Origin of the sequence: Qipengyuania sphaerica (genome assembly GCF_019711595.1) — a bacterium.
Lineage (GTDB): Bacteria > Pseudomonadota > Alphaproteobacteria > Sphingomonadales > Sphingomonadaceae > Qipengyuania > Qipengyuania sphaerica.
In genome coordinates this window covers 1,515,354-1,537,883 of sequence record NZ_JAIGNR010000001.1, presented here as the reverse complement: position 1 = coordinate 1,537,883, position 22,530 = coordinate 1,515,354, and the positions used below count along the sequence as shown (strand labels likewise).

General features: G+C 61.8%; 23 protein-coding genes. 9 read left to right on the top strand and 14 right to left on the bottom strand.

What is annotated here, in order from left to right; translation table 11 throughout:
- A partial coding sequence (locus tag K3178_RS07590) for a calcium-binding protein (RefSeq protein ID WP_425594606.1) occupies positions 1-1,079 on the bottom strand: 1,079 nt, incomplete at its 3' end.
- A gap of 408 nt (positions 1,080-1,487) precedes the next feature.
- Between K3178_RS07590 and uvrA the strand changes: the two genes are divergently transcribed.
- The 5 genes from uvrA to K3178_RS07565 all read left to right on the top strand — a co-directional run bounded on the left by uvrA (position 1,488) and on the right by K3178_RS07565 (position 7,858).
- Positions 1,488-4,451 carry an excinuclease ABC subunit UvrA gene (gene uvrA / locus K3178_RS07585; RefSeq protein ID WP_221570717.1) on the top strand — a complete coding sequence of 988 codons (2,964 nt, stop codon included), beginning with the start codon at positions 1,488-1,490 and terminating at the stop codon, positions 4,449-4,451.
- Between the two features lie 106 nt (positions 4,452-4,557).
- On the top strand, positions 4,558-5,172 hold the full coding sequence (locus K3178_RS07580; RefSeq protein WP_221570716.1) for a hypothetical protein: 615 nt from the start codon (positions 4,558-4,560) through the stop codon (positions 5,170-5,172).
- Between the two features lie 118 nt (positions 5,173-5,290).
- Positions 5,291-6,070, top strand: coding sequence for a HipA family kinase (locus K3178_RS07575; RefSeq protein ID WP_221570715.1), 780 nt, complete (start codon positions 5,291-5,293; stop codon positions 6,068-6,070).
- Complete coding sequence (locus K3178_RS07570; protein WP_345719871.1) at positions 6,067-6,918, top strand: DUF3037 domain-containing protein; 852 nt, start codon at positions 6,067-6,069, stop codon at positions 6,916-6,918. The genes K3178_RS07575 and K3178_RS07570 overlap by 4 nt, the downstream gene beginning before the upstream one ends.
- A 646-nt stretch (positions 6,919-7,564) precedes the next feature.
- Positions 7,565-7,858: a hypothetical protein gene (locus K3178_RS07565; RefSeq protein ID WP_221570713.1), complete on the top strand. Its 294-nt coding sequence runs from the start codon at positions 7,565-7,567 to the stop codon at positions 7,856-7,858.
- A 74-nt stretch (positions 7,859-7,932) separates the two neighbouring features.
- Here the strand turns inward: K3178_RS07565 and K3178_RS14425 are convergent, their stop codons facing one another.
- The 3 genes from K3178_RS14425 to K3178_RS07550 form a co-directional block, all read right to left on the bottom strand.
- Entirely contained in the window at positions 7,933-8,220 is a 288-nt protein-coding gene (locus K3178_RS14425) for a ribosomal protein L7/L12 (protein WP_425594605.1), read from the bottom strand.
- Between the two features lie 42 nt (positions 8,221-8,262).
- Complete coding sequence (locus K3178_RS07555) at positions 8,263-8,775, bottom strand: septal ring lytic transglycosylase RlpA family protein (protein WP_221570712.1); 513 nt, start codon at positions 8,773-8,775, stop codon at positions 8,263-8,265.
- Positions 8,776-9,691: 916 nt separating this feature from the next.
- Positions 9,692-10,906: an argininosuccinate synthase gene (locus K3178_RS07550; RefSeq protein ID WP_221570711.1), complete on the bottom strand. Its 1,215-nt coding sequence runs from the start codon at positions 10,904-10,906 to the stop codon at positions 9,692-9,694.
- A 156-nt stretch (positions 10,907-11,062) separates the two neighbouring features.
- Here K3178_RS07550 and K3178_RS07545 point away from each other — a divergent pair, with 156 nt between their 5' ends.
- Positions 11,063-12,382 (top strand): acyltransferase family protein, encoded by a 1,320-nt coding sequence (locus K3178_RS07545; protein ID WP_221570710.1) that lies wholly within the window; start codon positions 11,063-11,065, stop codon positions 12,380-12,382.
- 212 nt (positions 12,383-12,594) lie between these two features.
- Positions 12,595-13,044, top strand: a complete 450-nt coding sequence (locus K3178_RS07540; protein ID WP_221570709.1) for a hypothetical protein — start codon at positions 12,595-12,597, stop codon at positions 13,042-13,044.
- A gap of 234 nt (positions 13,045-13,278) precedes the next feature.
- Here the strand turns inward: K3178_RS07540 and K3178_RS07535 are convergent, their stop codons facing one another.
- On the bottom strand, positions 13,279-14,565 hold the full coding sequence (locus tag K3178_RS07535) for an SAM-dependent methyltransferase (protein ID WP_221570708.1): 1,287 nt from the start codon (positions 14,563-14,565) through the stop codon (positions 13,279-13,281).
- 80 nt (positions 14,566-14,645) lie between these two features.
- Here K3178_RS07535 and K3178_RS07530 point away from each other — a divergent pair, with 80 nt between their 5' ends.
- Positions 14,646-15,083, top strand: coding sequence for a DUF1801 domain-containing protein (locus K3178_RS07530; RefSeq protein WP_221570707.1), 438 nt, complete (start codon positions 14,646-14,648; stop codon positions 15,081-15,083).
- Positions 15,084-15,086: 3 nt separating this feature from the next.
- On the opposite strand, the gene K3178_RS07525 is transcribed toward K3178_RS07530, so the two are convergent.
- The 7 genes from K3178_RS07525 to rlmN all read right to left on the bottom strand — a co-directional run bounded on the left by K3178_RS07525 (position 15,087) and on the right by rlmN (position 20,538).
- The gene (locus K3178_RS07525; protein WP_221570706.1) at positions 15,087-15,827 is read right to left on the bottom strand and encodes a molybdopterin-binding protein; all 741 of its coding nucleotides are present in this window, start codon (positions 15,825-15,827) and stop codon (positions 15,087-15,089) included.
- Positions 15,817-16,488: a cytochrome b/b6 domain-containing protein gene (locus K3178_RS07520; protein WP_221570705.1), complete on the bottom strand. Its 672-nt coding sequence runs from the start codon at positions 16,486-16,488 to the stop codon at positions 15,817-15,819. The genes K3178_RS07525 and K3178_RS07520 overlap by 11 nt, the downstream gene beginning before the upstream one ends.
- Positions 16,485-17,255, bottom strand: a complete 771-nt coding sequence (locus tag K3178_RS07515) for an SDR family oxidoreductase (protein WP_247713535.1) — start codon at positions 17,253-17,255, stop codon at positions 16,485-16,487. Before K3178_RS07515 ends, K3178_RS07520 begins: the two co-directional genes overlap by 4 nt.
- 96 nt (positions 17,256-17,351) lie before the next feature.
- Positions 17,352-17,750 carry a glycine zipper 2TM domain-containing protein gene (locus tag K3178_RS07510; protein WP_221570704.1) on the bottom strand — a complete coding sequence of 133 codons (399 nt, stop codon included), beginning with the start codon at positions 17,748-17,750 and terminating at the stop codon, positions 17,352-17,354.
- A 116-nt stretch (positions 17,751-17,866) separates the two neighbouring features.
- Positions 17,867-18,511 carry an MOSC domain-containing protein gene (locus K3178_RS07505; protein ID WP_221570703.1) on the bottom strand — a complete coding sequence of 215 codons (645 nt, stop codon included), beginning with the start codon at positions 18,509-18,511 and terminating at the stop codon, positions 17,867-17,869.
- A 171-nt stretch (positions 18,512-18,682) separates the two neighbouring features.
- On the bottom strand, positions 18,683-19,282 hold the full coding sequence (locus tag K3178_RS07500) for a class I SAM-dependent DNA methyltransferase (RefSeq protein ID WP_221570702.1): 600 nt from the start codon (positions 19,280-19,282) through the stop codon (positions 18,683-18,685).
- On the bottom strand, positions 19,279-20,538 hold the full coding sequence (rlmN, locus tag K3178_RS07495) for a dual-specificity RNA methyltransferase RlmN (RefSeq protein WP_221570701.1): 1,260 nt from the start codon (positions 20,536-20,538) through the stop codon (positions 19,279-19,281). Before rlmN ends, K3178_RS07500 begins: the two co-directional genes overlap by 4 nt.
- 295 nt (positions 20,539-20,833) lie before the next feature.
- On the opposite strand from rlmN, the gene K3178_RS07490 reads away from it, so the two are divergent.
- The gene (locus K3178_RS07490) at positions 20,834-21,496 is read left to right on the top strand and encodes an outer membrane protein (RefSeq protein WP_221570700.1); all 663 of its coding nucleotides are present in this window, start codon (positions 20,834-20,836) and stop codon (positions 21,494-21,496) included.
- Positions 21,497-21,563: 67 nt separating this feature from the next.
- Here K3178_RS07490 and K3178_RS07485 read toward each other — a convergent pair whose 3' ends face one another.
- Both K3178_RS07485 and greB read right to left on the bottom strand, forming a co-directional pair.
- Positions 21,564-22,046, bottom strand: a complete 483-nt coding sequence (locus tag K3178_RS07485; RefSeq protein WP_221570699.1) for a hypothetical protein — start codon at positions 22,044-22,046, stop codon at positions 21,564-21,566.
- Positions 22,039-22,518 carry a transcription elongation factor GreB gene (gene greB, locus K3178_RS07480; RefSeq protein ID WP_221570698.1) on the bottom strand — a complete coding sequence of 160 codons (480 nt, stop codon included), beginning with the start codon at positions 22,516-22,518 and terminating at the stop codon, positions 22,039-22,041. The genes K3178_RS07485 and greB overlap by 8 nt, the downstream gene beginning before the upstream one ends.
- Between the last annotated feature and the right edge of the window lie 12 nt (positions 22,519-22,530).

The following is a 22,530-nucleotide window of genomic DNA, read 5'->3' as shown; positions in this document are numbered from 1 at the left end:
TCGCCATAGATGCGGTCGTTGCCGTCCTGGCCGTAGATACGGTCGTCCTGGCCGCCGCCCCAGGCGCGGTCGTTGCCCATGTCGAGAACGATGACGTCGTTGCCGCCATGGCCGTAGACACGGTCGTCGCCATCCCCCGCATCGACGCGATTTGATCCATCATCGCCTTCGAGGCGGTCACGGAAAGCGGAGCCGAACAGGTTCTCGATTGCTACAAGAGTGTCGATGCCGGCCGAAAGCGTGTCCTGCGGACCACCTGCAAGCAGCCGCACGAAAACGCCGGCAGATGCGGTGGAGTAGGATGCGGTGTCCTCGCCCGCACCGCCATCGATCGTGTCGTTGCCTTCGCCGCCCTCGATCCATTCGCTACCGCTACCGCCGGTGATCGTGTCGTTGCCAAGTCCGGTATCGATATAGAATGTCCCCGTGACACCTTCGAACTCGAACCCGCGTGTAAAGACGTCGTAACTGATATCGAAGGTCCCTGAACTCGCTGTCTTGGACGCGATCGTCACCGTGTCTGCGATTTCTGTGCCCAGCACATCCGCGTCGACACCGTCGGTTTCGATCGTCAGCGACCAGCCGTCGAGCGTTCCCTGATCTGCTCCTTCGTCGTCCGCGATGACCAGGTACCAGAAGCCGTTCGCATCCAGACCGCCAAATTGCGACGCAAAGCTGTCCACCCCCGAAGATGGTGCATGGAACAGGGGGAGGTCCCCCACCGTCGCGAAGTCGTTTGCATCTTCAATCTCCTCGTATGCAGCGGGGAGATAGATGCCGGGCGCAATGGCTGTCGTTAACTCGATATCCTGGATCGCGATGAAACCGTTGTCGGAGAACGTGTAGTCACCGGCAAGATTGGCCCCTTCACCCGCGTCGGACATGAAGACGAGGTTCTGGAATTCGGGAGCGAACAGGATCATGTCGAGATCGTCGGCATAGGTGTGCTGAATGTTCAGCAGCGTTATGCTGACATCGGTGACCGCGCCGGTCGTCCCGAAGACAGGTATGATCGCATAATCGTCCGAATTGTCTGAGATGACCATCTCGGTCGTATCGGTGTAAGTGAAAATCGCCATCTCTCGTCTCCCGCTGCCCGATCGCCTTGCGGGGCGATAGGCCGAATATTCCGAGATGTTCGATACCTGGGACCCACCATCGCCGGGGCGCACATCTCCATTGGATGTTCGAGAAGAACATCACATCGTGGCGGCCCGAGTTAAGTGCTTTTTTGAAGGGACATTGAAGTCCGACCGGGAGGGTTATTGTTCATTTTCCTCCTCTTGTCCATAGCCTTAGCCGGCGGGGTCGCTTGGATTGACCAGGCTGGAAGACCCCTCGCCCGGGTGACTGGCCAGGTGGTGCGGCAGCAAAGATTGCATTTGGCCGCGCGATGCCCACATCGCGGGCACAGTTCGCCGCCGCGTCTGTTTGACGGGTAGGCCCTCGCTTGACACCACAGAACATTTGCGGAACACGCTTCCTACATGGCACTTACCAAAATCTCCGTCCGCGGCGCGCGGGAACACAATCTCAAGGGCGTCGATATCGACCTGCCGCGCGATAGCCTGATCGTCATCACCGGGCTTTCCGGTTCGGGCAAGTCGAGCCTGGCGTTCGACACTATCTATGCCGAGGGGCAGCGGCGTTATGTCGAGAGCCTGTCGGCCTATGCGCGCCAGTTCCTCGAGATGATGCAGAAGCCCGATGTCGAGCATATCGACGGGCTCTCCCCCGCGATCTCGATCGAGCAGAAGACCACCAGCCGCAACCCGCGCTCGACCGTGGCGACGGTGACCGAGATCTACGATTACATGCGCCTGTTGTGGGCGAGGGTGGGGGTGCCGTATTCGCCAACGACGGGCCTGCCGATCGAGGCGCAGACCGTCTCCAACATGGTCGACCGGGTGATGGAATTGCCCGAAGGCACGCGGCTCTACCTGCTCGCGCCGGTGGTGCGCGGGCGCAAGGGAGAATACCGCAAGGAACTGGCCGAGTGGCAAAAGGCGGGTTTCACCCGCGTGCGCATCGATGGCGAGATGTATCCGATCGAGGAAGCGCCCGCCCTCGACAAGAAATTCAAGCACGACATCGAGGTGGTGGTCGATCGTCTTGCGGTAAAAGAAGGTCTGGAAACGCGGCTCGCCGACAGTTTCGAGACCGCGCTCAAGCTGGCCGATGGGCTGGCCTATGTCGACCTCGCCGATGGCGTGGTGCCGGGGCGCGAGGACGAGGCCGCCAGTGGTTCGGGGGCTGGCGGCGCGATGAAGGGGGCGGGGCTGCCCGCCAATCGCATCGTGTTTTCCGAGCGCTTCTCCTGCCCGGTCTCCGGCTTCACTATCGAGGAAGTCGAGCCGCGCCTGTTCTCCTTCAACGCGCCGCAGGGAGCCTGCCCCACCTGCGACGGGATCGGCGAAAAGCAGCTGTTCGACCCGCAGCTGGTAGTGCCGAACGAGGCGCTGAGCTTGAAAAAGGGCGCGGTGGTGCCCTGGGCGAAGAGCAATCCGCCGAGCCCCTATTACATGCAGGTGCTCGCCAGCCTCGCGAAGGAATACGAGTTCGACCTGACCACTCCGTGGGAGGATTTCGACCGCGAGATCCGCGACATCATCCTCTACGGCACCAAGGGCCGCGCCATCCCGCTCACCTTCAAGGACGGGCGCAAGCAGTACACGGTAAAGAAGCCCTTCGAAGGTGTGATCGGCAACCTCAACCGCCGCATGCTGCAGACCGAGAGCGCGTGGATGCGCGAGGAGCTGGCCAAGTTCCAGACCGCACAGCCCTGCGAGACCTGCCACGGCAAGCGCCTCAACGAGAAGGCGCTCGCGGTGAAGATCGACGGCACCGACATCGCCACACCCACGAAGATGAGCGTGGCCGATGCGAAAGAGTATTTCCTGAATCTGCCCGAGGCGCTGAACGACACGCAGCAGCAGATCGCCAAGGCCATCCTGAAAGAGATCAACGAACGGCTGGGCTTCCTCGACAATGTCGGGCTAGACTACCTCAACCTCGACCGCACCAGCGGCACGCTGTCAGGCGGGGAGAGCCAGCGCATCCGCCTCGCCAGCCAGATCGGCTCGGGCCTTTCGGGGGTGCTCTACGTGCTCGACGAGCCCAGCATCGGCCTCCACCAGCGCGACAACGACCGGCTGCTCGAAACATTGAAGCGCCTGCGCGATCTCGGCAATACGGTGATCGTGGTCGAGCATGACGAGGACGCGATCCGCACCGCAGACCATGTGGTCGACCTTGGCCCCGGCGCGGGCGTCCACGGGGGCGAGGTGGTGGCGCAGGGCACGCTCAAGCAGGTATTGAAGTCGAAGAAGTCGCTCACCGCCGATTACCTCACCGGGCGGCGCGAGATTGCCGTCTCGCAGACACGCCGCAAGGGCAACGGACACGAGCTCACCGTCCACGGCGCGCGCGCGAATAACCTCAACGACGTCACCGCCTCCATCCCGCTCGGCACCTTCACCTGCATCACCGGCGTGTCAGGCAGCGGCAAGTCATCCTTCACCATCGACACGCTTTACGCCTCCGCCGCGCGCCAATTGAATGGCGCACGCGTGGTCGCGGGCGCGCACGACAAGGTCACCGGCCTCGAATATTGCGACAAGGTGATCGAGATCGACCAGTCGCCCATCGGCCGCACCCCGCGCTCCAACCCGGCGACCTACACCGGCGCCTTCACCCAGATCCGCGACTGGTTTGCCGGCCTCCCCGAAGCGCAGGCGCGCGGATACAAGCCCGGCCGCTTCAGCTTCAACGTCAAGGGCGGCCGCTGCGAGGCGTGCCAGGGCGACGGGCTGATCAAGATCGAGATGCACTTCCTGCCCGACGTCTACGTCACCTGCGAGGAATGCGGCGGCAAGCGCTACAACCGCGAAACGCTTGAGGTGAAGTTCAAGGGCCACTCCATCGCCGACGTGCTCGACATGACGATCGAGGATGCGGAAGGCTTCTTCAAGGCCGTCCCCCCGATCCGCGACAAGATGCACATGCTGAACGAGGTGGGGCTGGGCTACGTCAAGGTCGGCCAGCAGGCGACCACGCTGTCGGGCGGCGAGGCGCAGCGCGTGAAACTCGCCAAGGAACTCAGCAAGCGCAGCACCGGTCAGACGCTCTACATCCTCGACGAGCCCACCACGGGCCTCCATTTCGAGGATGTGAGGAAGCTCCTCGAAGTGCTCCACCGGCTGGTCGACCAGGGCAATTCGGTGGTGGTGATCGAGCACAATCTCGACGTCATCAAGACCGCCGACCACATCCTCGACCTCGGTCCCGGCGGCGGTGTGCGGGGCGGGGAGGTTGTTGCGCAGGGCACGCCCGAGGAAGTGGCCAAGGTCGATGCCTCCTATACGGGGCATTACCTGCGCCCGATGCTGGAAAAGGCGAAGCCTGCCGCCAAGTCGAAAGCGTCGAAGTCGGAAACCGAACCGGCGGAATGAGACAAGACCTTGATTAACTAAGTATTGTTCCGGAATAGAACGCTCCGGATATTCAAAGCCATGTCCTTCATTTGTCGCGTTACAGGGCGGATGGGGAGACATGGTAATGACGAAGACTTGGAATGCCGCGCCGGCGGCTCGCACAATCGCAACCGTAACCGCAGGCGTGATGGCCTGCAGCTGGCCCGTCCATGCGGCGCAGGCGCAGGAAGTGGCTGCGGAACTGGCAGAGCTCGCAGTCCACGGGCCGGAGCTTGCGGTGGCCGATTACCGGGGGGCCGAACCTGCAGGGGAGGGGGAGCGCTTCACGCTCGCCGCCACTTCTGCCGAACAGGCGCCGGTGCATGGCCCGCAGCTATCGGTGGCCGCGCAGGCGACCATGCGGCAGGCCGCGGCGAAAGAGGCGTTCGAGCTTGAACAGGCGCTGGTCCGCCGCCGCACCGCACGGCGCGAGGTGGTCTACCAGGTCCTCAATGTGGTGGACGCGGTGCAGACGATTTCCTGCCTCGATCGCGGAGTGTGCCACGAACTCAACCCGCTGCTTGGCCGCGACCCGTCGACGCAGAGGGTGATCGGCTTCAAACTGGCGAGCGGCGGCGTGCACTACCTCGTCACCAGCCTATTCGAGGAAATCGCCCCCGAGGCAGTCGGCCCCTGGCAGCTCACCACGATCGGCATCCAGGGCGGCGCGGTGGCGTGGAATATGCAGTTTGTGTTTTGAGGGGCTTCCGAGTTTCATGGGGTGCTTGGCATGGTTTGTAGCAAAACCTTCCGGCGCGTGGATTTTGGCATCTTCAGCAACGGTTTCCTAATCAAACATCATCGTCTAACGAGCGAAAATGCTCACAGAACTTGAAGCTATTCAGTACGTAAGGGATGTCGGTAGTGGCCGAACGAAGCCAATAATTGTGGCTGGGGAGGATCCGCATCAGAACGTGGTTGAAGTCGTGATCAAGTTCTCATCGGCTTGTGACCTTGGCACAAATTCTCTTGCAGTTGAGGTTATAGCTGCTTGTCTGGCGGGGGACCTCGGTCTCCCAATTCCCGAACCCTTCGTTGTGCGAATCCCCGACGATTGGCGAGATTCGCTGCCACCCGATGTGCGCGTGCGATTCTCCGAATTCGACAATCTGGCATTCGGGTCGAAGCTTTTATGGCCGCAATGGCCGGCTTGGGCTTCAGGCAATCGCTTGACGCCGCCGATGGTTCAAACAGCTGCAGAAATTCTTGCGTTTGATGGTTTCATCGAAAATGTTGATCGTCGTGATGGCAATCCAAACTGCTTGGTAAACGGCGAGCAGCTTCGTATTATCGACCACGAGCTGGCATTCCCTGCGATGCTCCTCGGTCCAAAACCGTGGCAGCCAGGAGGCTTGCAGTCTTTCACTGAGCATGGACGACACATTTTTCGCAAGGAACTTGTCGCGAGGCCGATAGATGGCGCCACTATCAGGCAAAAATGGTCGCTATTGCAGGATCATCACATTGAGTCGTATGGAGCGGCAGTTCCGGACGAATGGCGTGACGAAGAATTTGTCACGAGAATCTTAACTAAGGTTCGGGATATTCGAGAAAATATTGATGATTGTATGACGGAATTGGATCGGATCTTGCAGTGAGTCGCCGACCATATAGCTACAGTATCCTACGTTATGTGCATGACGTGGTGACGGGTGAATTTGTCAACGTCGGCATCGTCATGGTCGCGCCCGGCAACGGTACTGCCGCGCCGAGAGTGCTGAGCGCGTTCAAGGATCAAATCCAACGCCTCCGTCCAATGTTTCCTGATATTGATCGGAAGGCATTTCGCGCAGCGATTGCTGCTGTTCGATCAAACGCTGGAAAAGTAGCGAAACAGGTCCAAAAGGGAGGCCTCTTCAAAGAGGGCGACGCTCGGACAGTAGCCACACAAATGCTTCCGCACGATGGGAGTTCGCTGCAATGGTCCGAAATAGGAACCGGTGTTGCGAAGGATCTTGACCGCGAGTTTGCTAGAATAACCGAGCGGATGATCTCAAATTATTTTCAACATAAAGAAACGCGCCGCACGGATGAAGAAGTTTGGAAGCCAGTCAGGCAGGCATTGCTAGAACGAGAAGTCAAAATTGACCTCGAGCCACGTGTTATCGAAGGGGAAATCGATACCGTTGAGTTTCAACATTCTTGGGTAAACGGTCAAATACATGCATATGAGCCGCTCTCGTTCGATTTAGCGGATGCTAGTAATATCAGAGATAAAGCTCGAAAGTGGAGAGGGAATCTCGATGCTGCTGCGGACGGAGCTACTTCGCCCTTTAAGGCTTACTTTATTGCAGGAAAGCCGAGTCAGCTTAACCTGATGGATGCCTATAATTCAGCCCTTGAGATATTGCGCCAAGCGTCGACTTCTCCGGAAGTTTATGACGAAGCAGAAATCGATGTTCTCGTTGCAAAAATTGAGGACCAAGTTCGCCATCACCGTGGTTGAATTGAATTGTAGAGCGCTTACGCTGTCTCACTCCCCAAACCCCATATAACTAACCCGGTTCACTCCATTCCAAAGAGGTGAACCATCAACGCTCTCGTCACACTCGAAAGTCCGCCCGAACTTCCCACTGGCGGGGAGCAGGCCCCCACCGCCGGTCCTCACGGGGAGGGGCACACCGTCTTCGCGCCCAGGCGGCAGGCCGGGTTTCTCCAGCATCTCCAGCTCCCAGCGCCAAAATCCTGACAATCCCCGTCTCGCGCGCCACCTATCCCGCCACCCCCGCGACTATAACATTTGTTTGGGCGCGTTCATGTTGCAGCTGCTAAGGAGGTCCTATCGCTGGCCCTCATACTGGCTCGCCGGCGACCGAGAGAAGCTTGAATGCATTGCTCCCGCCTCGTGCAACGGAGTCGCATCATGCCCGATTGGGCCTTCATCATCCTGTCCGTCATTACCGCCCTTATCCTCGCCTCTATCCTGAGCGAGATGATCATGCGCAGCCGTCGGGGGCGCTGACCGCGCGCCAGACGCCCGCCGGTCGCGGTCGCGCGTCGCCATCGCTATTGCGAACACCAATCTCTCGCCCCGATGCGGGCGATGGTGTAGGCTGCGCGGAGGGTGACCCGGATAGACAGGGAGATTGCGCATGAAGTGGCTGGTGCTGATCGCGGCGGCCTTGGTCGGGTTCCTCGTCGCCTTCTCCTTCACCGCGCGCGACGAGATCGGCGCGGAGGTCGAGCGGAAGCTGGACGAGGACTTCATCCCACAGTGCGAACGTAACCTGCGCCTGCCGCCGCAAGTGGCGGACAGCAAGACCGAGATCTGCGGCTGCATGAAGCGCGAGTTCGACAATCGCGGGATCAAGCTGACCGATGCCTTCGGCGACCAGCGCGGCGAGATGCAGGAAATCGTCAACGCCTGCGCGATGAATTACAGGTAAGAAACGCCCTCAGTTAGCGAAGCGGTAAGGCAATGCGAAACGCCCTCAGGCAGCTGAGCGGTTTGGCAGTGCGCTTAGCGAGCCTGCTCGACCAGCTCCTTCGCCTCCGCCAGCCCGAGGCCCGTCCGCTCGCGAACCAGCTTTATCGCCTCGATCTTGCGACCGCCGGCGATCGCTGCGGACACATCCGCGTCATCGAGCACCGCCGCCGGATCGCGAGAATGCACCGGTTCCGGCACAGGACGCGCGGCGGCGCGCTGGCGCTCGATCATGCTGCCTGCATTGCGGTCGCGATTGAGCACGCCGTAAATGACGGGGCCGAGGACGATGAGGACGGCGACGACGAGGATCAGCTGGGACATTGCGTCGACCTATACGAACCGCGCGGAAACTCCAGCGCCCCCTCAGTCGAGCAGGGCGAGTTCCACCGTGCCGTGACCGCGGGCGATCAGGCCGATTTCTTCCGCGGCGGCGCGCGACAGGTCGATCGTGCGGCCGCGGGTGAAGGGTCCGCGATCGTTGATGCGGACGGTCACGCTGCGGCCGGTGCGCGGGTTGGTCACCAGCACGCGGCTGCCGAAGGGCAGGGTGCGGTGCGCGGCGGTGTAACCGTGCATGTCGAAGCGCTCGCCATTGGCGGTGCGGCGGCCATGGAAGCGCTTGCCGTAATAGGACGCGACGCCGCTGCCGAGCGAGGTGGTGGCGGGTTCGACTTCCACCGGCGGGTCGAAAGTGTCGAGGTCGACCGCTTCCGGACCCGGTTCGGGCGTGTCGGGAAGTTCGCGGAAATCCGCGAATTCGCTCGAGAATGTGGGCTGGACGATGGCGACAGGATCGCTGTCCTGCGAATGTCCGGCAGTGCTGGGCAGCGCCAGGGCTGCAAGGAAAAGCATGCTGCGAAATGCGCGATTGGCCATGAATGGACCTCCCGTTCAAGTCGCCAGCATATAAGGAAGGTCGGCCGGAAAGTCGTTAACGGCGCGGGCCGCTGCCCCGATTTGGCCACGTTTCATCGCGGAATCGAGCGGCCAGGAGGTCGGTTTACCGGATATTGGGGGTCTGTCGGCGCTCTCATACCAAGGCTGGCTCTGCAATCCCGGCGAGGGGAGGCGCAGCGCAAATGGGGCCGGCATCGCTGCCGACCCCACTCTCACCGATGCGTGGCCGTGTTCCTTCATCCGAAGATCAAGGGACGCAGACTTGGCATCCGATGTTTTCCCTTCCGTTCCATCCGAAGACTTCACTTCCGGTTCTGTCACCGGCGCTCGCACCGGCATCCGGATCTACCCTCCGCTCGGCCCGGTTCGGTGCGCTACGACAGGTCGTTCGCTTTCCTGGCCCAGCCGCGCTTCAACGGGCGGTTCCGCAGCCTGACCTTCCGTTGATGGCGGGAGGCTCAAACGGTCACATCGCCTTCCGGTCCGAAGACCTTTATACGACGCCACCTTCGCACATCCTGCCGGGTTGGCCTGGCTCGCCTCGAGAAACCTTCGCACTTCCGTCATCGACCCGCCTTGCGTCCGGTGTGAACCTTCAGCATGAGGGTCTCGAAAAGCGCGTGGACAGATCCCGCGGCGTCTTTCCGGTTCTGAATTTCCGTTGTTCTTCAAGTCGTTAGACCGTCCGAACTGGAAGCTTTCTTCGCCGTTCCGATGACTTGAAGCTGCCCCCGATCAGCCGATTCTTCAAGCTGTCAAACCCCGAGTTATCCACTTTCCCCGCTTTTCGCTGTGGAGGGAGGTGGATAAGTCAACGGTTCATCGCAAAATCCGGAACGCGATGTACGGTAGGCGCGTAATTTTACGCCTCCGCGTCACATCGGCGTGAAATTTTCTACCTGTCGCGCTTGGCGAGCAAGCGGAGTCGGAGTGCGTTGAGCTTGATGAAGCCTTCCGCGTCCTTCTGGTCGTAGGCGCCGGCATCGTCCTCGAAGGTGACATGCGCTTCGGAATAGAGCGAGTTGTCCGACTTGCGGCCCACCACCATGGCATTGCCCTTGTAGAGCTTGAGCCGGACCGTGCCGCTCACCTTCTCCTGGCTGAGATCGACTGCCGCTTGCAGCATTTCCCGCTCCGGGCTGAACCACAGGCCGTTGTACACCAGCTCGGCATAGCGCGGCATCAGTTCGTCCTTCAGATGCGCTGCGCCGCGATCGAGCGTGATCTGTTCGATCCCGCGATGCGCGCGCGCGTAGATTTCGCCGCCGGGCGTTTCGTACATGCCGCGGCTCTTCATGCCGACGAAGCGGTTCTCGACGAGGTCGAGGCGGCCGATGCCGTGGGTACGGCCGAGATCGTTTAGCGCGGCGAGCAAGGTGGCCGGGCTCATCGCCTCGCCATTGAGCGACACACCGTCGCCTTTCTCGAAGCCGATCTCGATATATTCGGGCGTGTCGGGCGCATCCTCGGGATGGTCCGTGCGCGAATAGACGTAGTCGGGCGTCTCCTGCCACGGGTCCTCCAGAACCTTGCCCTCCGACGAGGTATGCAACAGGTTCGCATCGGTCGAGAAGGGGCTTTCGCCGCGCTTGTCCTTGGGGACGGCGATCTGGTGCGCCTCGGCCCAGGCGATCAGCGCGGTGCGGCTCGTCAAATCCCATTCGCGCCAGGGGGCGATCACCTTGATGTCCGGGTCGAGCGCATAGGCTGAGAGCTCGAAACGCACCTGGTCGTTGCCCTTGCCGGTTGCGCCATGGGCGATGGCATCGGCGCCGGTTTCGTGCGCGATTTCGACGAGGCGCTTGGAAATCAGCGGGCGCGCGATGCTGGTGCCGAGCAGGTAGTCGCCTTCATAGCGGGCATTGGCGCGCATCATCGGGAAGACGAAATCGCGCACGAATTCCTCGCGCAAATCCTCGATGAAGATGTGCTGGTCGGGAATGCCCATGGCGCGGGCTTTTTCGCGCGCCGGCTCGATTTCCTCGCCCTGACCGAGATCGGCGGTGAAGGTGACCACCTCCAGCCCGCGCTCCACTTCGAGCCACTTGGCGATGACGGAGGTATCCAGACCGCCGGAATAGGCCAGCACCACACGCTTGATATCGGACATTCGCACATACCTTTCGACTATGGCCGCGCGGCTAGCAGCACCGTCACGCTGTAGGCAATCAAGAAGCGCTAGGCGGGGGGAAAGTCGCGCGTAGTAACTGTATCTTGGGACTTGCGCGGCCTAGAACGGCGCGACGGAATGCGAGGAGGGCGCAAAATGGGGTTGTGGAGCAAGGCAAGGTCGCTGGCGGAGCAGACGCCGCCCGAACGCAATCGCTATGTCGATTTCCTGCGCGCGCTGTCGATCATGGCGGTGGTGGTCGGCCACTGGCTGGTCGCCGCGCCCTATATCGGCAGCGATGGCGAGGTGGTCGGCGGGCATTTGCTCGGCATCCTCCCCTGGTCGCAATGGCTCACCTGGCTGTTCCAGGTCATGCCGATCTTCTTCCTCGTCGGCGGCTATTCGAACGGGGTGAGCTGGGCCTCGACCCGCGCGAAGAACGGCCATTATTCGGACTGGTTCGCCAGCCGCATCCAGCGCCTGATCAACCCGGTCTTTCCCGTTCTGCTGGTGTGGGCGGGTTTCGCGCTGGTGGCCACGCAGCTGGGCATGGCGCGCGAGACGGTGAAAATGGCGGTACACCTCGCGCTGGTGCCCGTGTGGTTCCTCGCGGTGTACCTGCTGGTGACCGCGCTCGCGCCGCTGACGTGGAAGCTGTGGGAGAGGCTGGGATTTGCCAGCGTGGCCTTGCTGGTGGCGGGTGCGGTGCTGGTCGACTGGCTGACCTATGCGCAGGGCGTGCCCTACATCAAATATTTGAACTTCCTCTTCGTGTGGGTGGGCATCCACCAGCTCGGATACGGCTGGCAGCAGGGGAGGATATCTCGGGCAGGCGCGCTGGCGCTGTTCGCGCTCGGCCTTGCTGCGCTGGTCTTGCTGACGGTCTACGGTCTCTACCCGATCGCCATGATCGGCGTGCCGGGGGCCGAGATCACCAATTCGATGCCGCCGACGCTCGCGCTGCTGGCGCTGGGGGTGACGCAGACGGGGCTGGTGCTGGCGCTCGAGCCATGGGGCAGGAAGCTCCTGGACAACCTCAGTTTCTGGACTGCGACGGTGCTGATGAACGGCATGATCATGACCGTGTACCTGTGGCACCTGACTGCCTTCGTGCTGGTGATGGTCGCGGCATGGGCAGCGGGCGGGGTGGGCCTCAGCGTAATGCCGGGGACGGCAGAATGGTGGTGGAGCCGCCCCGTCTGGTTCGCGCTCTACATCGCCGCATTGCTCCCGCTGATCGCCATGTTCATCCGCCACGAGCGCGGGATGGGCCCTGCCAAGCGCGAAGCCCCGGTCCCGCGCCTGCGCCTCGTGATCGGCATGATCGCGATCTGCTTGGGGCTGGCCATGACCGCCGCCATCAGCATCGCCAGCCCCGAGGGCGTGACCGGCGTGCGCCTGTGGGTGGTGGCACTGCCGTTTATCGGCGCGGCGCTGGTGGGGTTTGGGCCGGTCTATCGGTGGGTGAGGGGGTAGGTGTGGGATACGGCTCCTGCAATTCCACGAATGCATGCAATGACGGAGGTCGGAAGATGCTTTCCAACGCGATTGTGACGTGCGCACTCTCACTCCTCGTCATAAGTTGTAACAGCAAGCAAGACGCCGGACAGGAGGCAGATTTGGGGAAGGATTACGCACCCCTTTGGAAGGCCGACTATGAGAAGATGCTACAAACCCGAAGGGACCGCATGATCGAGTTGGCGAACAAATCGCCTACCTATCCCCGTCCTCAGCACGACCCGAGCCTCGTTGCGACCACATTCAGGAGCGAAGGTCCGAACGAGGTCGATCGTGTCGCGGTGAAGAACACAGAGAACGGAGATGTCCTCGTAACGCATTCGGCCGATGACGAGCGCATGACCATCGTTTTCGCATTTCGCACCGATTCAGGCGAACTCGTCTCATTCTATCATGTTCAGCTTGCGCCCGGTTATCCCGAAAAAATCGACTTCGTTCCTTACCGTGTCTTCGCGATCACTCACAATGCAACGCCCACACTTGATGCACTTGCAGCCCGTGAACGAGTGTCGCCGGAAGTTTTCGCGCGATACTTGGCATCAGGCTCCGGTTTCGTTGACAAGCCAGATAAGAAATTCTTGGTGATCGATGCTCCACTCGCGGAGAATGAGACGCTGTAATTTCTTAAATATTTCCGGGGCGCAAAGCTGTTTCCTACACGCACCGACCTCGCTAGCGTCACCCGCGCTCTTTGACCCTGTAAACCCCCACCCTTGCAAAAGCCCCGCCACCGTGCGGGGCTTTGGCGTTGTGGCGCGCCTCTATGGAGCGCATCGCCCGGATGCACTTCATCAACTTGCATGAAATTCACCAACACGCGGCGCAAGCCATGCGGGCGGCCTCGCCGTTGGAAATTACTCCGCCGCTTCCCTCTGCGAGAAGCGCCACTCGGGCACCTTGTCCGCGTCGGCAGCGCGCAGGCGGGCGCTTTCTTCCATGATCCATTCGCGGGTCATGGGGATGGAATTGCGGTCCTTCACATAGATCAGCTGCCAGTTGACCATGTCGCCGTGGCGGAAGCTCTGTTCGGCGCCGGCGAGGTAGTAGAGCCACATGCGGTAGAAGACCTCGTCGTACATATCGACGATTTCCTCGCGGTGCTGGACCGTGCGGTTGTACCATTCCTCCAGCGTGTAGCTGTAGTGGAAGCGCATCGCCTCCACGTCCATCACCTGCCAACCGTATTGCTCAGACTGGCTGACCAGTTCGCTCAATGCCGGGATGTAGCCGCCGGGGAAGATGTATGTGCGCGTCCAGGCGTCGGTAAAGCCGGGAGGGCCGGCGCGCCCGCAGCAGTGGCTCATCATCACGCCGTCGGGTGCAAGCAGGCGGGCGGTGTGTTCGTAGAACTGCGGGTAATGCGGCGTGCCCACATGTTCGAGCAGGCCGACCGAGCTGATGCGGTCGAACTGCCCTTGCACGTCGCGGTAGTCGGTGAGGCTGAACTTGACCTTGTCGGCGACGCCCGCTTCCTCAGCGCGCTCCTTGCAGAAGGCGATCTGGTCGGGGGCGAGGGCGACGCCGTGGACCTCCACGTCGTAATGCCGCGCAAGGTAGAGCGCGAAGCCGCCCCAGCCGCAGCCGATGTCGAGGATGCGCTGGCCGGGTTTGATGTGCATCTTGGCGGCAAGGTGGGCCTTCTTGTCGAGCTGCGCCTTCTCGAGCGAGGTGGTGGCCGGATCCTCGCGGTAATAGGCCATGGTGTACTGGCGGTCCTCGTCGAGGAAACGCTCGTAAAGCTCGCGGGTCAAATTGTAGGTATGCTCGGCGTTCTTCTTCGCCTTGCTGCGCAGGTTGATGCTGTCGGCCTTGGCGATCAGTTTCTGGGCGGCGGTGCGCAGCTTGCCCTTGGGCTTCAGCGCCTTGTCGCCCGGCTTGCCCGCCTGTTCGGTGACGAAAAGGATCAGGTCGCGGATATCGTGCGGCTCCTCGACCTTGAGCCAGCCCCACATGAACGCCTCGCCCGCGCCCATCTGCGGATAGCGCGCGATGTGATTGGCCGCCTTCTTGTTGGTCAGCGTGATGCGCAGCGGAGGGCTGCCGGTGGGAGTGCCGTATTCGTGGGTGGTGCCGTCATGGTCGGTAACGACCAGGTGACCATGCTTGATCGCCGCTTTCAGGAACTTGTCGAGCAACCACATACGCTTATTCTCTCCCTTGGAATTGCCCGCGACAATGGCAGGCGTTGGGGCTGTGTCAATCACATGCTAGGCTTGCCCACATGGCAGAGGCAAAGACACAGATCACCAAGGTCGATCCGGAGGATTTCATCGCTGGCTTGGAGCCGGAGAAGAAGCGCGAAGAGGCAAAGGTTCTCGATGCGCTGTTCCGCAAGGTCACCGGCGAGAAGCCGCAGATGTGGGGGCCGAGCATCATCGGCTATGGCGAATATCGCACGACCTACGAGAGCGGCCGCGACGTCCACTGGATGCGGAGCGGTTTCTCACCGCGAAAAGCCAAGCACTCGCTCTACCTGATGGGCGGCTATTGCGATGAGGCCACGGGCAAGCGGCGCGATGCCCTGTTGGAGAAGCTGGGCAAGTACAAGACCGGAAAGAGCTGTCTTTACGTCAACAAGCTCGCCGATGTGAACATGGAGGTGCTGGAGGAACTCCTGCGCAACGACTGGGAAGCGATGGCGCGGAAATATCTGGAATAGCGCTCAGATACCCGCGTACCATTGGTAGCCGGAGCGGTCCTCCCAATAGCCGCCCTGGCCCTTGCCGATTTCCTCGAGACTGGCGACTGCCTCGATGGCCGTCAGGTATTTTGCGTGCTTGTAACCCAGTTGCCGCTCGATCCGCATACGCAAAGGCGCGCCGTTCTTGATGGGCAGCGGCTCGCCGTTCAGCAGGTGCGCAACGATGGTCTGCGGATGATATGCATCTATGAGGTCGATGCTCTCGTAATAGTCCTGTCCGTTGAGATTGTCGGCGCAGCGGAAGACAATGAACCGCGCCTCGGGCTTGAGCTTCGCCGCATCGAGCAACAAGGACAGCTGCGGCCCCGTCCACTCGCCGATCGCACTCCAGCCCTCGACGCAGTCATGCCGCGTCACTTGGGTGCGCTGGGGAAGCTTGCGAATGTTGTCGAGGCTAAGGCTCATCGGGTTTTCGACCAGCCCGCGCACTTCGAGCCGCCAGTCGGCAAACCCCGAGGCGGCCTGTGCTGGATAGTCGCCGTTCTGCGGATCTGTCGAACCATTGCCGCGGAAATAGGGCGAGATGGCGCTCTTCGGATATTCGGGAGCCAGCGCCTCGCGATTGGTCAGCAGCCGGTGCGCGCCCTGGTGCCATTTCTCCGCCGCGCCGAGCAGTTTCGAGCCTGCGTCGCTTTCGGCCACCTTGTTGCAACCGGCCACGAAGGCGGCTCCGGCGGCGACGAGGAAGTTCCTACGCTTCATGCGATTTGCCTCCCGTAATCATGTCGCGGATCTGGCCGAAGGGGCCGGCGAGGATGACCAGCAGGACATGGACCACGAAGAAGCCGAACAGGGCAAACGCAAAAATGAAGTGCAGGCTGCGCGCGGATTGGCGTCCGCCGAGCAGGTCGACCATCCAGCCGAATGTCGGCTCCATTCCGGGACTTATGGCAATACCCGTGAATACCATCATCGGGAGAAAGACGCCCAGGACGAGCCCGTAAGCAAGCTTCTGGAGGAAATTGAACTTGCCGCCTTCGTGATCGAAGTTGAGCTTGAGGTGCTGGACAATGTCGTTCCAGATCGCGCGCGGCGCCCATTCTTTGCGAGTGGTCATCAGGTCGCGCTTGAAGTGGCGGTTCACCAGCATTGCGATCCACATGAAGCACAATAGCAGCGCGAAAGGCCAGGCCATCAGGATATGCCAGTCTCGCGCCACGGCGAGACTGTAATAGCCGGGGATCGTCATCCAGTCCGGAAAGCGCGGTACGGCCAGCCATGCCTGCCCGGGCGCGAAGCCCCAGTCGCCCCAGTAGAGGCGGCGATGGGCGTTCGAGATTGTGAGGCCCGACATGAACAGCACCACCAGACAGACGAGATTGAGCCAGTGCCATATTCTCGTGCTGAGTGCGTGACGCTTCATGCTGTTTCCTCCCCGCGGGCAAGGTAGATCACGTCGCGCTCCTGCCGCAACAGGTGCTGGCCGCTGTCGCAGTATAGCGTCTGGCCGCTGGCCAACTGGCCCGAAGCGAGGAACAGCGCGGCATCGGCAACCTCTCCGGCCGTGGTTCGCCTGCCCAGCAGGTTCATCTTGTGCGAAATCTCTGCCTCGGCCTCATCCTGGTCGTGGCTGGGAAGGATGGCTCCGGGCGCGAGGCCGTAAACGCGGTCCGCGCTGTCCGCCGCTCCCATCGAAAGCATAGCAACCGTGGCGTCGAGCGCGTGCTTGCTCATGGTGTAGCTGAAGAAGTCAGGATTGGGGTTGGCCAGCTTCTGGTCGGTAACATGGATAACCCTGCGACCGCTGCGGGCTTTCGCCTGCGCGAGATAAGACTGCGCCAGGAGCGCGGGGGCGAGGGCATTGACCTGCATCGCCTTCCGGTTCGTCGCAACGTCCAGCCCGGTTACATCGTCCGGATCGAAAACCGATGCGGAGTTCACCAGCGCCCGCCAGTCGGGGAGACGGCCGGCGAGGTCGTCGACCAGCACGGTCAGGGCGTCGGTATCGCAAAGGTCCGCCCGGACAGTCTCTGCACTTTCAAGCGATGCAGCGAGCGCCTCCGCTTCATCGCTGGAGGAATTGTAATGGATAACGACGTGCCAATCAGCCTCGCCGAATGCCTTGGAGATGGCGGCACCGATGCGTTTCGCGCCGCCGGTTACCAATACTGATGGTCGATCCCCGCTCATGCGCACCGGCATAAGGGCACATTGCACAATAGGAAAGCGGCGCCGCCACCTTGGGAGTGACGACGCCGCGAAGTTGCGACCCTTAAAGTCCGGATCTTAACGACAGCTCAGGCTGCCACGGTCGATCTCGCGTCCGATGACCGCGCCAACTGCACCGCCGAGGATCGCCCCGAGCGTCTTGTCGCCGCGGCCTGCCAGTTCGTGTCCGGCCAGCGCGCCGACGCCGGCACCGATGACGAGACCGGTCGTGCCGTTGTCACGCTTGCAGTAATAGCGACCGTCGCGGCCGCGCCACATGTAGCTGTCGCGCGAGATACGGCGCGGCGTGACGTAGTAACCGCGGTCGTCATAGACACGGACGCGGTGTGCACGGTCCTTGGCGCGCTTGCCGTGAGCCGGTGCCCAGGCGGGCGGGTCTGCAGCTGCCGGAGCGGCGGTACCGATACCAGTGACCGCTAGCGTGGCAGCACCGAATGCGATTGCGAATTTCTTCATAATTCGTCCCTTCTAAATCCCTGCGTCCCATTTGCTTCGGCAGTTTACAACGGCGGCTGAACGAACGGGCTTAACCCGGAATTAGGGATAAACGGCAGGATGTGTGCGACGGGCCGTTAACGCTCCAGCGCATCGGTCGCTTTCTTACGCCAGGGGACGCAAAGCCGGTCGAGATCGGCGATCTGCCGCAACTCGTCGCGATTCGCCTTGAGAGCGGTGTCGTAAAGCCTCGCGAAGAGCGTCGAGACGGGCCAATCCTCATGACCGGTCTCGACCAGGTCCAGCGCGTCGCCGGCTTCGGCCTCCCCTTCCTCGAGCACGCGGTAATACCACCCGCAATTGTGCTGCTTCACAATGCGAGCGACCATTCCCTTGCGGCCGAAGCGATGCTCGATTTTCCAGCAGGGCTGGCGCGGCTGGCTGATTTCGAGAAGCGCACTGCCAAGCCGGAAACGGTCGCCGATATGGACGGCCTTCTCGGTCAGTCCTTCGACCATCAGGTTCTCGCCGAAGGCTGCGGAGCCTGACAGCAGGTCATGCCCGCCAAGCCATGCGTCCCACTCGGCATAGTGGTCATGCGGATAATGATGCACCGCCATATCGGGACCGCCGTGGTGCTTGGTATTGGCGACCATGTCGCCCTCGATCCCGAAGCTGCGGATCATCACCTTGCCTGCAACCGGTTGCTTGGCGATGGCGCTCAATTCCACACCGTTGAAGGGCTGGGGGAGGCCGGTGCAGATGGCGGAAACTACCGGCATGGCCCACAGGCCTTCCCTACAGCTTGGAACGGATGGAACACGGTCCTGAAAGCAAAATCACCGCCCGGCCCAAATCGCCTGAAATAGAGGGTTTCGGCAAGGTCGCGGGTGCTCATGGCGATTCTTTGAGCATAGGGCGAAGCTGTAGGAAAGCGCCTTGCCGCAATGGCTCTAGCCTTGGGGTTTGCGAAGGGTGAGCGCATACCAGTCGCGCTGGACACCGTCGGCGCCTTCGCCGCGGTAGCGTTCGGTCGCCTCGATATCGAAGCCTGCATCGCGATAGGCCGCTTCAAGCCAACTTTCGTCCGGAAGGTTGGTGAGCCGACCCAGCGGGTCACGGCCTTCACCGTCACCCAATTTGTAATTGGCGAAATGCCATCCGCCCGGCTTGAGAGCACGGAGAATCGCAGCGAGAACTCCGGGCATATCCGCACGCGCAAGATGCAGCAGGCAGGCATGCGCCCACGCTGCGTCATATTCGCCTTCTACAGCGAGCTCGTCGAACCGCATGACCCGCGCGCCGACATCGAAGCGCTCGTTCGCTTTCGCGACCATCGCAGGCGTTCCGTCGGTCGCATCGAGGTCGAACCCGCGCTCGATTATCCGCGCAGAATCCCGCCCTCCGCCGCAGCCCAGTTCGAGCACACACGCATCTGGTTCGAGCCGGTCGAGAAAGCGATCGAGATGGCGGCTAGGCGCCTGCCCGAAACTCAGCGTGTAGCGCGGCGCATTCGCCTGGTAATAGGCGATCGTCGCCGCATCCGCGCTCACACGCTGGCGGCTTCTGCGGCTTCTGCGGCTTTTGCCGCCTCGCGGTCACGCTGGGCGCGGCTTTTCTTTTCTGCTGCGGTCTTGAGCTGGCCGCAAGCCGCGTCGATGTCGCGGCCACGCGGGGTGCGGACGGGTGCGGAGATGCCGCCTTCGAACACGATGTCGGAGAAGCGCTTGACGCGTTCCGGGGTAGAGGTGTCGTAAGCTGCGCCCGGCCAGGGGTTGAACGGGATGAGGTTCACCTTGGCGGGCAGCTTGTACTGCTTGAGCAGGCGGACGAGTTCGCGGGCATGCTCGTCACTGTCGTTCTTGTCCTTGAGCATCACATATTCGAAGGTGATGCGGCGGGCATTGCTCGCACCGGGATAGGCGGCGCAGGCTTCGAGCAGTTCCTCGATACCGTATTTCTTGTTGAGCGGCACGATCTCGTCGCGGATTTCCTTGGTCACCGCGTGGAGCGAGACGGCAAGGTTCACACCGATTTCCTCGCCGCAGCGATCCATCATCGGCACGACGCCGCTGGTCGAGAGGGTGATGCGACGCTTGGACAAGGCTAGCCCGTCGCCATCCATCACAAGCTTGAGCGCACCCTTGACGTTGTCGAAATTGTAGAGCGGTTCGCCCATGCCCATCATCACGATGTTGGTGAGGAGGCGGCCGTCGCTTGTGTAGTGGCCCTCGTCCTCGGCATCGTCGAGGCCCGCCATCGAGCCCTTGGGCCATTCGCCCAGAGCATCGCGCGCCAGCATGACCTGTCCGACGATTTCGCCCGGCGTCAGGTTGCGCACCAGCTTCATCGTACCGGTGTGGCAGAAGCGGCAGTTGAGCGTGCAGCCTACCTGGCTCGACACGCAAAGTGTTCCGCGGTCGGCATCGGGGATGAAGACCATCTCGAATTCATGACCGTCGGCGGTCTTGAGCAGCCACTTGCGCGTGCCGTCGGTCGAATGCTGGGCTTCGACCACTTCGGGGCGGCCGATGACGAAGCGCTCTGTCAGCCAGGGGCGCATGGTCTTGGCGATATCCGTCATCGCCTCGAAATCGATGACGCCGCGATGGTAGAGCCAGTGGAATACCTGCTTGGCCCGCAGCTTGGCCTGCTTGGGCTCGAGCCCGGCTTCCTCGAACAATTCGCGAATACGATCCTTGGGAAGGCCGATCAGGTCCACGCGGCCATCGGCGCGCGGCGTGATGTCACGCGCAACGGGGACCGGGTCAACCTGCCCGGGGATGCTCATCAAATTCGTGTCTGCCATGGGTGGCGGGCATATAGGCGCGGGAGAGCGAGATTGAAAGCCCGTGCGCGGGCGCGAAAAAATACTTCGCGCGGCTTACGGTTCCTTACGTCCGCCGAAAATGCGGCGCCACTCGTCGAAATTTTGTGCAACGCACAACTCATCGCTCGAAAGCGTCTTCTCGTCGCAGTTTATGTGGCTAAAAAATCACGTTTTTTGGTTGTACTATATTCAGGAAACCGGATCGGGTTTCGTGCCGTTTTGAGGGTCCACGCGGTCGCAAATGACGGCGGACAACAAAAACGGAGAATATCCAATGAAGACCACCGCAGCACTTCTCGTCGCAGGCTCGATGCTTGCCGCTGCTACCCCTGCCATGGCGCAGGAAAGCGAAAATTTCGATGGCTTCCGCCTCGAAGCTCTTGCCGGTTACGACGTAAGCCAGGCCGGCAGCAGCATCGATGACGATGCCAATCCGAACAACGACCAGTCGATCGACGGCCTGAGCTATGGCGTCGGTGCAGGTTACGACTTCAATGCCGGCGGCGTGGTCCTCGGACTCGAAGCCGAGTACACCGGTTCGACTGCGGAAACCGAGTTCGAAGACGGCGATTTCGAAGGCATCGGCCTTGGCAATGTCGAAGCGGGCCGCGATCTTTACCTCGGCGCACGCGTCGGTGTGAAGGCTGCTCCCGACCTCCTCGTCTACGCAAAGGGCGGCTACACCAACGCCACCTTCAACCTGCGTTCGAGCGACGGCACCACCGAGTTCGACAGCGACATCGACACCGATGGCTATCGCGTCGGTGCCGGCATCGAATACGCGCTGAGCGGCAATACCTTTGCCAAGGTCGAATATCGCTATTCGAACTACAGCGATGCGGAAATCGACTTCGAAGGCGATGCGCCAGACGTGTCGATCCCCGATATCGACCTCGACCGTCACCAGGTCATGGCCGGCTTCGGCATGCGCTTCTAAGCGTCTGTCGGAACTGAACAATCGGGCCGGGAGCGTGCATGCGCTTCCGGCCTTTTTCATGCGCGGCTCAGGAGCAGGCGAGAGTGGCCGCATCGATGGCGGTGGCCGCTCCGGCGAGGGCGTAAACGTCGGAGAAGCGCCGCCCGCGCGTATCGGTGGCGTAGATGCGCAGGCTATCGGCAGATCGGATGGCAGCGACGATGGCTGCGTCTCCTGCCGCATCGCGAGCCCAGGCATCGGCCTTGCCGCCGCTCATCGCGTAATTGCGGCGATTGATCCGCACGATCACGCTGGTCCCCTGTCGCCGCTCGCGCGAGAGGCGAAAGTGGACTTGGCCGCGGATGCGGCGGGCGGGCCAGCTTGCCACGGTGGCATAGGGCTGGAAGCTGCTCGATGCGGTGTTCGGCTCTGCTTCGGCAATCGCGTAGCAGCGCGGGACCGAGGCATCGCGGAAGGCGCCCCATGTACCGAAAACGCCGAGGCTGTCCTTGGCGGCCAGCGGCGCGGCAAGGGCAATCAGGGCGAGGGCGGGAAGGGCTATCTTACGCATAGTCGATCGCCATGACTTCCCATTCCTTGTCGCCCGAGGGAAGCTTGACCACGCGCAAATCCCCGACCGAGGCGCCTTTGAGCGCACGGGCGAGGGGGCTCGACCAGCCGATCCGGCCCGCGCTTGCGTCCTGCTCGTCGTCCCCCACAAGTGTGACGGTCTTGCGCGTGTCGTCCTCGTCGGCGAGCTCGACGCTCGCGCCGAAGAAGACGCGTGATTTATCGGGTTGGTCCGCAGGCGAGAGGACCTTGGCCGCCTTCATCCGGCGCGCAAGGTGGCCCAGCTCGCGGTCGATCTCGCGCATGCGCTTGCGTCCGTAGAGATAGTCGCCATTCTCGCTGCGATCGCCGTTTCCGGCGGCCCAACTCACGATCTCGACGATCTCCGGCCGTTCCTTGCCGAGCAGATGGTCGTAGCGCGCCTTGAGAGCGGCATAGCCTTGCGGCGTAATCGGATTGGTCTTGCCCTGCATTATGCGGGGCGA

Excerpts from the sequence above, each read along its gene's own strand:
- K3178_RS07520 (WP_221570705.1), bottom strand. The coding sequence starts at position 16,488 with ATGAAGCGTCACGCACTCAGCACGAGAATATGGCACTGGCTCAATCTC.
- K3178_RS07540 (WP_221570709.1), top strand. The coding sequence starts at position 12,595 with ATGATCGAGTTGGCGAACAAATCGCCTACCTATCCCCGTCCTCAGCAC.
- uvrA (WP_221570717.1), top strand. The coding sequence starts at position 1,488 with ATGGCACTTACCAAAATCTCCGTCCGCGGCGCGCGGGAACACAATCTC.
- K3178_RS07490 (WP_221570700.1), top strand. The coding sequence starts at position 20,834 with ATGAAGACCACCGCAGCACTTCTCGTCGCAGGCTCGATGCTTGCCGCT.
- K3178_RS07525 (WP_221570706.1), bottom strand. The coding sequence starts at position 15,827 with ATGAAGCGTAGGAACTTCCTCGTCGCCGCCGGAGCCGCCTTCGTGGCC.
- K3178_RS07575 (WP_221570715.1), top strand. The coding sequence starts at position 5,291 with ATGCTCACAGAACTTGAAGCTATTCAGTACGTAAGGGATGTCGGTAGT.
- K3178_RS07565 (WP_221570713.1), top strand. The coding sequence starts at position 7,565 with ATGAAGTGGCTGGTGCTGATCGCGGCGGCCTTGGTCGGGTTCCTCGTC.
- K3178_RS07545 (WP_221570710.1), top strand. The coding sequence starts at position 11,063 with ATGGGGTTGTGGAGCAAGGCAAGGTCGCTGGCGGAGCAGACGCCGCCC.
- greB (WP_221570698.1), bottom strand. The coding sequence starts at position 22,518 with ATGCAGGGCAAGACCAATCCGATTACGCCGCAAGGCTATGCCGCTCTC.
- K3178_RS14425 (WP_425594605.1), bottom strand. The coding sequence starts at position 8,220 with ATGTCCCAGCTGATCCTCGTCGTCGCCGTCCTCATCGTCCTCGGCCCC.
- K3178_RS07530 (WP_221570707.1), top strand. The coding sequence starts at position 14,646 with ATGGCAGAGGCAAAGACACAGATCACCAAGGTCGATCCGGAGGATTTC.
- K3178_RS07550 (WP_221570711.1), bottom strand. The coding sequence starts at position 10,906 with ATGTCCGATATCAAGCGTGTGGTGCTGGCCTATTCCGGCGGTCTGGAT.
- rlmN (WP_221570701.1), bottom strand. The coding sequence starts at position 20,538 with ATGGCAGACACGAATTTGATGAGCATCCCCGGGCAGGTTGACCCGGTC.
- K3178_RS07505 (WP_221570703.1), bottom strand. The coding sequence starts at position 18,511 with ATGCCGGTAGTTTCCGCCATCTGCACCGGCCTCCCCCAGCCCTTCAAC.
- K3178_RS07580 (WP_221570716.1), top strand. The coding sequence starts at position 4,558 with ATGACGAAGACTTGGAATGCCGCGCCGGCGGCTCGCACAATCGCAACC.
- K3178_RS07555 (WP_221570712.1), bottom strand. The coding sequence starts at position 8,775 with ATGGCCAATCGCGCATTTCGCAGCATGCTTTTCCTTGCAGCCCTGGCG.
- K3178_RS07515 (WP_247713535.1), bottom strand. The coding sequence starts at position 17,255 with ATGAGCGGGGATCGACCATCAGTATTGGTAACCGGCGGCGCGAAACGC.
- K3178_RS07510 (WP_221570704.1), bottom strand. The coding sequence starts at position 17,750 with ATGAAGAAATTCGCAATCGCATTCGGTGCTGCCACGCTAGCGGTCACT.
- K3178_RS07535 (WP_221570708.1), bottom strand. The coding sequence starts at position 14,565 with ATGTGGTTGCTCGACAAGTTCCTGAAAGCGGCGATCAAGCATGGTCAC.
- K3178_RS07485 (WP_221570699.1), bottom strand. The coding sequence starts at position 22,046 with ATGCGTAAGATAGCCCTTCCCGCCCTCGCCCTGATTGCCCTTGCCGCG.